The following is a 9,188-nucleotide window of genomic DNA, read 5'->3' as shown; positions in this document are numbered from 1 at the left end:
CGCCCCGCACCCCGCCTCCGACCCTTCGTCCTCGCGGCGGTCGCCCTCGTCACCACCGCCGCCGCCCTGATCGTCCCGGCGCAGTCCGACCGCGCCGAGGCCGCCATCGGGCCGATCACCTGGCAGGACGAGTTCAACGCCCCAGCCGGCACACCCGTCGATCAGAGCAAGTGGCGCTTCGACATCGGCGGCAGCGGCTGGGGCAACAACGAGCGGCAGTACTACACCAACAGCACGAGCAACGCCGTGCACGACGGCCAGGGCAACCTCGTCATCACCGCCCGCCGGGAAAACCCCGCCAACTACCAGTGCCACTACGGGCGCTGCGAGTACACCTCGGCCCGGCTGCTGACGGCGGCGACCTTCACCCAGACGTACGGTCGCTTCGAGGCCAACATCAAGATTCCACGCGGTCAGGGCATCTGGCCGGCGTTCTGGATGCTCGGCACCGGTGGCGGCTGGCCCGACGCCGGCGAGATCGACGTCATGGAGAACATCGGCCGGGAACCCAACACCGTCTACGGCACGGTGCACGGCCCCGGCTACTCCGGCGGCGGCGGCATCACCGGCAGCCGCACCCTCGGCGGTCCGCTCGCCGACGGTTTCCACACCTACCGGGTGGACTGGGAGCCGAACGCGATCACCTGGTACCTGGACGGGGTGCAGTACCACCGGGTCGACCCGCCCGACTCGGCGGCAACCGGTGGGTCTTCGACCACCCGTTCTTCATGATCCTCAACGTGGCGGTCGGCGGCAACTGGCCCGGCTACCCGGACGGCTCCACCCAGTTCCCACAGCAGATGCTCGTCAACTACGTGCGGGTGTCCAGTTACACGTCCGGCGGAGGCGACCCGGCCCCCGGCACCAGCAGGATCAGGGGAGCACAGAGCGGGCGCTGCATCGACATCCCGAGCGCCAACCCGGTGGAGGGTGCCAAGCTCCAGATCTGGGACTGCAACACCACCGCGGCGCAGGCGTGGACCTTCGCCTCCGACGGGACCGTGCGGGCGATGGGCAAGTGCATGGATCCGGCCTGGGCCGGCACCGCCAACGGCACCGAGGTCAACCTGGTCAGTTGCAACGGCAATCCGGCCCAGCGCTTCACCCTCAACAGCGCGGGCGATCTGGTCAACCTCAGCGCCAACAAGTGCGTGGACGTGCGGGAGGCCAACCCCAACAACGGCGGCAAGCTGCACCTGTGGGACTGCCTCGGCGCATCCAACCAGAAGTGGTCCCGCTTCTGACGAGGCCAGCGAGCGGCCGGGCCGTCCGAGAAGAAATCGGGCGGCCCGACCGTTTCCCCATGCCGTCCTTCGTCGCGAGGCAGGCGGGTGGATCGGATTCGGGCGATGCGGCAGGCGACGCACTCATGCCCGCTATGTTCGGATTAGTCCAAGTAACTCAGCTGTCTCGGGAGCACGTCCATGTCGCATCACCTCGACACGCCCCTCGCCGCCCAGAGCGGGCAGCTCTTCATCGACGACCTGTATGTCTTCGACGGCGACCGCGCCACCGTGTTCGTCATGGACGTCAACAGCTCAGTGACGAAGGCCGACATCAAGCGCGGATTCCACGCCGAGGCCCGCTACGAGTTCAAGATTCACTTCAACGGCGCGGGGATGGAGGAGCTGACCTACCGCTTCGCCTTCGGCGAGCCGGACGGCGACGCCAGGCAGACCTTCCAGCTGTACGAACTCGCCGGCGCCGACGCCCGTGACGACGCCGCCATGGGCACTCCGATCGCGCAGGGCAGGACCGGCGAGGTGACCATCGGGCAGAACGTCCGGATCTGGGCGGGCCGGATCACCGACCCGTTCTATGTCGATCTCGACCAGCTCGCGACCATCAACGGCGCGGTCACGAACGGCGCGCAGGTGGATCGGTCGAAGTGGCGGATCGACCAGGCCAGCAACAGCTTCGCCGGCACCACCGTCGAGTCCATCGTCTTCGAGGTCTCCCATGACGAGCCGCTGCTGCGCGCCGGTACCGAGATCGGCGTCTGGTGTCGCACCCTGCTGGCCACCGACGCCGGTGGATGGCGGCAGATCAACCGCGCGGGTCACCCCATGATGTGGCCCATTTTCTGGCCCCACGACACGGACTTCTCCAACCCGGCCAATGTCCGGCACCCCGGTCAGGACCTCGCCGAGGACGGCGAGGAGATCGCCAACGCCGTCGCCGGGGTCGTCGCGGCGATGGGCACCGCACCCGACCCCCAGGCGTACGGTCGCAGCGTCGCCCAGCAGCTCTACCCCGACGTGCTGTCGTACACGGTCGGCACCCCCGCGAACTACGGCTTCGCGGTCCGCAACGGCCGCACCATGGCGGACAACGCGCCGGAGGTGATGTTCTCCCTGGTCCTCAACACCGGCACGACCTCCGGCCTCAACCCGCAGGTCACGAAGGCCGCCCGCGCGGACACCTTCCCCTACGTCGTGCCGGCCTGAGTCATGCCGGCCTGATTGGCTCGCGAAACGTGACTGACCTCGCCGGGCACGCCGACGAGGTCAGTCGGAGGGGACCGGGGGCGGTCAGCCCTCGATGTCTCGCGGGTCGCGGCTGCGCGGGTAGGTGTTCTTCTCCCCGATCGTGCCGTCCTGCTTCTTGATCACGTGCTCGACGCCCCGGTCGGCTGCCATCTCGCGACCCTGCGCCTGCGCGTCGGCCTTGGAGTGGCGGCCACATCCGTTGACATTGCAGTTGCATCGTGAAAGCGCTACGGTGGATGCAATGCACTCGCATTGCGTTGAGAGGGGCGCCCAGATGCACGTGATCGCGTTGTCCGAGGCGACCACCGACATGATCGACCTGGTTGGCGGCAAGGCGGCCGGCCTGGGCGAGTTGATCCGGCGCGGCGAACGCGTCCCCGAAGGCTTCTGCGTCACCGCCGACGCCCACCGGCTCGGCGTCATCCCCGAGGCGGAGATCCTCGCCGCGTACCAGCGGCTCGGGGCGGGCCCGGTGGCGGTGCGCTCCAGCGCCACCGCCGAGGACCTGCCGGACGCGAGCTTCGCCGGACAGCAGGACACCGTCCTCAACGTCACGGGCGGCGCGGAGCTGATCGCCGCGATCGGAAAGTGCTGGGCCTCGCTGCGCGCCGACCGCGCGACCGCGTACCGCGACGCCCGTCAGATCGACCAGGACGAGGTGTGGATGGCGGTCGTCGTGCAACGCATGGTCACGCCCACCGTGGCGGGGGTGCTGTTCACCGCCAACCCGGTGACCGGCCGCCGCGACGAGATGGCGGTCGACGCCGCGCCGGGTCTCGGCACCGCCGTGGTGGACGGCGCGACGAGAGTGGACCACTACGTCCTCGACGGCGTCGCGCGCGACGACACGGGATGCCTGAGCCCCGCCCACCTGGCGCGACTGCGTACCACCGGTGAGCGGTTGCAGGATCACTTCGGCTGCCCGCAGGACGTGGAGTGGGCGATCGACGCGGACGACGTGCTCTGGTTGCTGCAGTCGCGGCCGATCACCACTCTGTTCCCCCTCCCGCCGGCCACCGACGGGCCCCTCCCCCGCGTCTACCTGGAGTTCGGCCACGTCCAGGGCATGCTGCAACCGGTCACCCCGATGGGCATGGCGACCCTGCGGGCGCAGATCACGGCGATGCTCGCCTCGCTCGGCGTCCGGGTCGAGATCGTCGACATCGGTGGCCGCCTCTACGGGGACCTGACCGACCTGGCCCGGAGCAGGTCGTCGCGCAGGCGACTGGTCAAGCTCATGGCCGTCGACTTCGGCCCCCGGGCGCAGGCGGTGATGCGGCACGTCCTGGCGGACCCGCGGTTCGCCCCGACCGGCGGCGGCACCGGGCGCGGCGCCGCGCAGGGGGCGGCGTCGCTCCGCACGGCCGGTCGCGCGGTGGTGGGGATCGTGCGCGCACTGGCCCGGCCCGAGACGGCACGGATCTCGATGGTCGAGGCGGTCGAGCAGATCAGGGTACGGTCCATGCCCCCCGACGACCTGCGGACCGCCGCCGACCGTCTGCGCTTCGTGCAGGCGCGCGACGCCGACGACAGCGCCGACGCGATCATGTGGCCGATCGTCGCCGGGATGCTCGCCGCCGCGCTGCCGGCCGCGCTGCTCAAGGGTGTCGCCGGGCCGGACGAGATCCACGCCGTGCTGGCCGGGATGCCGCACAACGTCACCATCGAGATGGATCTGGCCCTGTGGCGGCTCGCCCAGGGCGTGGGTGAACACCGTCAACTCCTGCTCGACACCCCACCGGACGAGCTGACCACGCGGTACCTGGGCGGAACGCTACCCGACATCGGCCTGGCCGCCTTCCTGGACGCGTACGGCCATCGGGGCGTCGCGGAGGTCGACCTCGGCGTGCCACGGTGGGCCGAGGATCCGACACCGGTCTTCGCGGCGCTCGCCAACTACCTGCGCGTCACCGATCCGGCGCAGGGCCCCGACCAGCGCTTCCACCGTGCCGCCGCGGCGGCGGAGACGGCGCTGGAGGAGCTGGTGACGCGGGTGCGCCGGCGGCGGCCGGTGCGCGGCCGGATCGCCGGGTTCCTGCTGCGCCGGGCCCGCTCGTTGGCCGGCCTTCGCGAGGCCGGCAAGTTCGCCGGGCTGTACCCGCTACGGGAGACGCGTCGGCAGCTGCTGCTCATCGGCGCCGACCTGCACGGCTCCGGGCTGCTGGAGCAGGCCGACGACGTCATGTTCCTGACCCTCGACGAGGTGCACACCGCCGTACACCAAGGGGTTGATCATCGCGACGTGGTCGCCTCCCGGCGGGCCGTGCACCGTCGGGAGCTGCGACGCCGATCGGTGCCGGTGGCCTTGCTGTCCGACGGCACGGACGTCGAGACCATCCTGCCGGCAGCGCCCCCCGGCGACGGGACACGCACCGGCGTGGGCGCGTCCGCGGGCCGGGTCACCGGGCCCGCCCGGGTGGTCCACGACCCGGGCACCGCCCACGTCGAACCCGGTGACGTCCTGATCGCGGCGACCACGGATCCCGGCTGGACTCCGCTCTTCCTCACCGCCGCGGCGCTGGTCACCGAGACCGGCGCGATCATGGCCCACGGCCCGACCGTGGCCCGGGAGTACGGCATTCCCGCCGTCATCTGCGTGCCGGACGCGACCCGGACGATCGTCACGGGACAGCTCGTCACGGTCGACGGCGCCGCCGGAACCGTCACCGTCCACTGACCGCCGATCCCCCACCCCGAGGACGACGATGACCGACACGAAGACGCCGACCAGGGCGACCGTGGGACCGCTGCTGCGCCGGGTGGTCGTTACCGAGGCCGCGATGTGGCGCAGCCTGTACGTGTGGGCGCGGCGTCGCCCCCTGCCGCTCGGGCCCGGCGACGAGCCGTTCGGCTACCTGGGCGTGGTCAAGCCGATCCTCGGCATCTTCATCGGCCTGTCGGTCGTCGAGATCCCGATCTTCGACCTCATCGTCACCCACGTCGTGCCGTGGCGGCCCGCCCGCTGGATCGTGCTCGCCCTGGGCGTCTGGGGTGTGCTCTGGATGGTGGGCCTCTTCGCCAGCATGACCATCCACCCCCACGTCGTGGGTGACCGGGGCCTGCGGGTGCGGCTCAACTCGGGCATCGACATCTGGATCCCGTGGACGGACGTCGAGGCGTTGCGCAAGCGCCACCGGTCGCTGCCGTCGAGCCGGTCGGTGCAGGTCGAGCAGGAGGGCGACCGTCGGGTGCTGTCCATCTCGGTCGGCAGCCAGACGAGCATCGACGTCCTGCTGCGCCGGCCGACGACCTTCGACCTGCCGAAGACCGGCTCCATGCCGATGAACGAGCTGCGCCTGTACGCCGACGACCCGGACGGCCTGCTGCGCAGCGCGCGGGGCACCCCCGCGAGCACCACCGTCAGCCGGTGACGCCGCCGCTGGCGGAGTGTCCGGGTCACCCACTGTGAAACGATCGAGGCCATGCCCAAGAAGGTCGATCACCAGGAGCGACGCACCCTCATCGCGGACGCGCTGATGCGGGTCGCCGCCGATCAGGGCCTGGAGGCCGTCAGCCTCCGACACGTGGCTGCCGCGGCCGGCGTGTCCGCCGGGATGGTCCAGCACTACTTCCGGACCAAGGACGAGATGATGACGTTCGCGCTGAGCGTGGTCCGCGAGCGCAGCCAGATCCGGGTCACCGAGGCGGTGGCCCGGCTCGGCGAGACCCCGTCGCCTCGGCTGCTGCTGCGGACGATGCTCGCCGCGCTGCTGCCGCTCGACGACCGCACCCGCGACGACGGGCGGGTGGCGCTCGCGTTCCTCGCCTACACGGCGGTACGACCGTCGGCTGCGCCCGGCCTGCACGAGGACACCGCGCGGTTCACCGGCTTCATTGCCAGCGTCCTGCCCGACGGCCACGGTGCCGCCGCCGCAGCCGGCCTGCTGGCGCTGATGGAGGGGCTGGGCGTCTACCTGCTGGGCGGGCAGTACACCGCCGAACAGGCACTGGGCGCGCTGGACGCCCACCTCGACCTGCTCTTCGGCTGATCGGTCGCGGGTAACCGCGTTGCCGCCCGGCCGGGGCGGGAGTCGCAGGGCCCGCTGACCCGGATCGGCTGAGCACATCGCGGTTTCGCCGAAGTCGCGGTGTCCCGCTGCCGGGGACACCGCGACTTCACCGAACCGAGTGGATCACGCCCGCTCAGCGGGTCGTCAAGCCCGCCCGCGCCTTGCGGCGGCGCAGCTCGTCGGCGGAGATGAGCCAGGTGGAGTTCGTCGCCCCGAGGCCGAGGAGCACCTGGTCGAAGGCGTTACCGTCGTTGTCGTCGGTGTAGCAGAGGCTCACCTCGCCCCACGGGGACGCGGCGACGGCGAAGTGCTCCTGCCGGCCGGTCGTGGTCTGGCTCAGTGCCTGCGCGGCCAGCCGGCCGTCGAACGTGCCGTCGGGGTTGAGGCCCCGCGCCCAGACGTCCGGGTTGGTGCCGGACACCGTCCAGCCCACCACGACGTTGTCCTCGTCGTCGATGCCGACGCTGGGCGCGACGGCCCCGGTGCCGGTCGACACCGGGACCTCGCCGTGCCGGGCGGTACCGGCGGCGGTGAACGACCGGGCCCAGACGCCCCGGGTGCCGGTGTGGTCGGATTCCCAGCCGACGGTGAAGTCACCGGCGAAGGTCGCCGCGACCGAGGCCCGCTGCTGCTGTCCGCCGTTCTGCGCGTTGGCCGTCCGCCGGGACAGCACCACCGCGCCGTTGGACCGGGCCAGCCGGGTCAGACCGATGTTGTACGAGCCGTTCGCGTCGGCGTCCTCGTCCCACACCACCAGCGCCTCGCCGGACGCCGACACCGCCACGTCGGGGCGGTGGTGCGCGCCGGTCGTCTGCGAGGCCGTCACCTCGTACCCCTTGGTGGTCGCGGCGGTGAAGCCGGCGGCCTTGATGGTGGCGGGAGCGGTGCCCTGCACGTCCTCCCAGACCACGGTGAAGCCGACCGCGGCGGCGTTGGTGGGCGCGCCGTCCGGGTCGACCGCCACCTTCGGCCAGATCTGCTGCCCCGCGTCGGAGGCGTTGGCCTGCCCCGAGCCGAGCACCGTGCCGGTGGGCGACACCACCCGGTACTGGATGTTGTAGACGCCGTTGCCGTCGCCGTCGGCGGCCCAGACCACCACGGCGTTGCCCTTGTCGTCGAGCCCCACGTCGGGGCTGATGTGCCGCCACGCGGCTCCGCTGGTGCCTCCGGTGGACAGCTTCAGCTCGTAGCTGGGCGTGCCGTCGCGGAACAGGCGCAGGTAGACCTCGGTGTGGGTGTCGTCCGCCGGGGCGGTGCTGTCCCGGTCGTCCTCCCACACCACCGCGACGTGACCGTTGCGGTTCATGGCGATGGCGGGCAGATCCTGGTCGCCGGTGGCGACGCTGTTCGCCGTGGTCCAGGTGATCGCCTCGGCGGTGACGGCGATCGGGGCCGGCACCACGTTCGGGACGAGCAGGGACGCGGCGAGCAGTGACGTGAGTGCGGTCATGGGTGGCTCTCCTTCTACCCGGCCTGCAGGCCGGGCTGGCCGTCGAGGATGACGAACGACCGCACCGTGGACGCCGCCGCGCCGTGCTCGGTCACCGTGTTCACCGCGCGGAAGTCCGCGCGGACCTGGCTGCGGCTGATCGTGGTACGGACGTAGCCGCGCCGGTCGGAGTAGAACTTCAGGTGCGGGTTGGCCGCCGCGTTCGGGACGGTGGTGCTGCCGCTGCCGTTGCCGGTCGAACTGATCGAGGTGCAGACCAGCTCGGTGCCGATGGTGGCCGAGGACGGGTTGGCGTAGTCGGCCTTGAGATCGTTGGCCCACGACCGGTGCACGTCGCCGGTGAGCACCAGCGGGTTACGCACCCCACGCTGCTGCCAGCCGGTCTGGATCCGGCTGCGGGAGGCGCGGTAGCCGTCCCACGCGTCCATGCTCGACGCCCCGTTCCATGTTCGCGTAGTTGTTCTCCACCTCGTGGTCGTCCGGCACGACCAGCCAGGGTGCCGCCGCATGGGCCGCCTGCAGGTCCGGGTCAGACTTGTAGAGCGCGTACCGGCGGCGGTAGTCGGCCAGCGACACGATCTCGGCGCCGACGTGCTGGCGTACGGCCGAGGTGCCGACGCCGCCCTCGTAGATGTAGTCGCCCAGGTGCAGGATCAGCCCCGGGTTCTCCTCGGCCATCCGCCGGTAGGCGGTGTAGTAGCCGGCCTCGTAGTGGGCGCAGGAGGCGAAGGCCATGACCAGGTCGCGGCCGAAGCTGCTCGGTGCCGGGGCGGTCCGCGTCCGCCCGACCGGGGAGATCTGGCCCTGGGCGCGGAACCGGTAGAAGTAGTCGGAGTCGGCGGCGAGCCCGCCCGCGATCACGTGCACCGAGTGCGCGTCGGCGTAGCGGGCCACCACCGAGCCGGAGGCGACCAGCGAGGTGAACCGGTCGGTGGTGGACACCTGCCACTCGACGGTCACGTCGGCGTTGGCCATGCCGCCCTGTCCGTCGGCGTTGAGCGGTGACGGTGCCAGCCGGGTCCAGAGGACCACGCTGTCGGGCGCCGGATCACCGGACGCCACACCGAGTTTGAAGGGGTACGGCACCGCGGCGGCTCGGGCACCCTGGCGGGGTGTCACCGCGACGCCGGTGGCAACCAGTCCACTGAGGACGAAAATGCGACGGCTCAGCCTTGTCATGGTCAATACCCTCGGGAACGTCGATGAACGGCGATGGGTGCGCCGCGGAATCCGACATGA

General features: G+C 71.3%; 10 protein-coding genes. 6 read left to right on the top strand and 4 right to left on the bottom strand.

What is annotated here, in order from left to right:
* The 3 genes from F8271_RS34060 to F8271_RS02440 all read left to right on the top strand — a co-directional run.
* On the top strand, positions 1 to 732 hold a 732-nt coding region (locus F8271_RS34060; RefSeq protein ID WP_370461843.1), incomplete at its 5' end, for a family 16 glycosylhydrolase.
* A complete protein-coding gene (locus F8271_RS34055; protein WP_370461842.1) occupies positions 729 to 1,244 on the top strand; it encodes a ricin-type beta-trefoil lectin domain protein in 516 nt (171 codons plus the stop codon). The genes F8271_RS34060 and F8271_RS34055, both read left to right, overlap by 4 nt.
* A 180-nt stretch (positions 1,245 to 1,424) precedes the next feature.
* Positions 1,425 to 2,447: a DUF4331 family protein gene (locus F8271_RS02440; protein ID WP_151487952.1), complete on the top strand. Its 1,023-nt coding sequence runs from the start codon at positions 1,425 to 1,427 to the stop codon at positions 2,445 to 2,447.
* 84 nt (positions 2,448 to 2,531) lie between these two features.
* Here the strand turns inward: F8271_RS02440 and F8271_RS32910 are convergent, their stop codons facing one another.
* Positions 2,532 to 2,801: a DUF2188 domain-containing protein gene (locus F8271_RS32910; protein WP_225854123.1), complete on the bottom strand. Its 270-nt coding sequence runs from the start codon at positions 2,799 to 2,801 to the stop codon at positions 2,532 to 2,534.
* Here F8271_RS32910 and F8271_RS02430 point away from each other — a divergent pair.
* The 3 genes from F8271_RS02430 to F8271_RS02420 are packed head-to-tail and all read left to right on the top strand — an operon-like array spanning position 2,764 to position 6,478.
* Positions 2,764 to 5,166 (top strand): PEP/pyruvate-binding domain-containing protein, encoded by a 2,403-nt coding sequence (locus F8271_RS02430; protein WP_151487951.1) that lies wholly within the window; start codon positions 2,764 to 2,766, stop codon positions 5,164 to 5,166. The genes F8271_RS32910 and F8271_RS02430 overlap by 38 nt on opposite strands.
* Before the next feature lie 28 nt (positions 5,167 to 5,194).
* Entirely contained in the window at positions 5,195 to 5,860 is a 666-nt protein-coding gene (locus F8271_RS02425; RefSeq protein WP_151487950.1) for a hypothetical protein, read from the top strand.
* Positions 5,861 to 5,911: 51 nt separating this feature from the next.
* Positions 5,912 to 6,478 (top strand): TetR/AcrR family transcriptional regulator, encoded by a 567-nt coding sequence (locus F8271_RS02420; RefSeq protein ID WP_151487949.1) that lies wholly within the window; start codon positions 5,912 to 5,914, stop codon positions 6,476 to 6,478.
* Between the two features lie 154 nt (positions 6,479 to 6,632).
* Here the strand turns inward: F8271_RS02420 and F8271_RS02415 are convergent, their stop codons facing one another.
* From F8271_RS02415 to F8271_RS02410, 3 genes are read right to left on the bottom strand one after another with little or no spacing between them, the layout of a single operon-like run.
* Positions 6,633 to 7,949: a hypothetical protein gene (locus F8271_RS02415; protein ID WP_151487948.1), complete on the bottom strand. Its 1,317-nt coding sequence runs from the start codon at positions 7,947 to 7,949 to the stop codon at positions 6,633 to 6,635.
* A gap of 14 nt (positions 7,950 to 7,963) precedes the next feature.
* Entirely contained in the window at positions 7,964 to 8,377 is a 414-nt protein-coding gene (locus tag F8271_RS32905; RefSeq protein WP_225854122.1) for an alkaline phosphatase D family protein, read from the bottom strand.
* On the bottom strand, positions 8,304 to 9,128 hold the full coding sequence (locus F8271_RS02410) for an alkaline phosphatase (RefSeq protein WP_225854121.1): 825 nt from the start codon (positions 9,126 to 9,128) through the stop codon (positions 8,304 to 8,306). Before F8271_RS02410 ends, F8271_RS32905 begins: the two co-directional genes overlap by 74 nt.
* Between the last annotated feature and the right edge of the window lie 60 nt (positions 9,129 to 9,188).

The sequence above is a fragment of the Micromonospora sp. ALFpr18c genome, from assembly GCF_008868155.1.
Classification (GTDB): domain Bacteria; phylum Actinomycetota; class Actinomycetes; order Mycobacteriales; family Micromonosporaceae; genus Micromonospora.
This window is presented reverse-complemented; position numbering and strand designations above follow the sequence as displayed.

Bases quoted from the DNA above. Each gene is read 5' to 3' on its own strand.
- F8271_RS34055 (WP_370461842.1), top strand. From the start codon at position 729: ATGATCCTCAACGTGGCGGTCGGCGGCAACTGGCCCGGCTACCCGGAC.
- F8271_RS02440 (WP_151487952.1), top strand. From the start codon at position 1,425: ATGTCGCATCACCTCGACACGCCCCTCGCCGCCCAGAGCGGGCAGCTC.
- F8271_RS02430 (WP_151487951.1), top strand. From the start codon at position 2,764: ATGCACGTGATCGCGTTGTCCGAGGCGACCACCGACATGATCGACCTG.
- F8271_RS32910 (WP_225854123.1), bottom strand. From the start codon at position 2,801: ATGTCGGTGGTCGCCTCGGACAACGCGATCACGTGCATCTGGGCGCCC.
- F8271_RS02425 (WP_151487950.1), top strand. From the start codon at position 5,195: ATGACCGACACGAAGACGCCGACCAGGGCGACCGTGGGACCGCTGCTG.
- F8271_RS02420 (WP_151487949.1), top strand. From the start codon at position 5,912: ATGCCCAAGAAGGTCGATCACCAGGAGCGACGCACCCTCATCGCGGAC.
- F8271_RS02415 (WP_151487948.1), bottom strand. From the start codon at position 7,949: ATGACCGCACTCACGTCACTGCTCGCCGCGTCCCTGCTCGTCCCGAAC.
- F8271_RS32905 (WP_225854122.1), bottom strand. From the start codon at position 8,377: ATGGACGCGTGGGACGGCTACCGCGCCTCCCGCAGCCGGATCCAGACC.
- F8271_RS02410 (WP_225854121.1), bottom strand. From the start codon at position 9,128: ATGACAAGGCTGAGCCGTCGCATTTTCGTCCTCAGTGGACTGGTTGCC.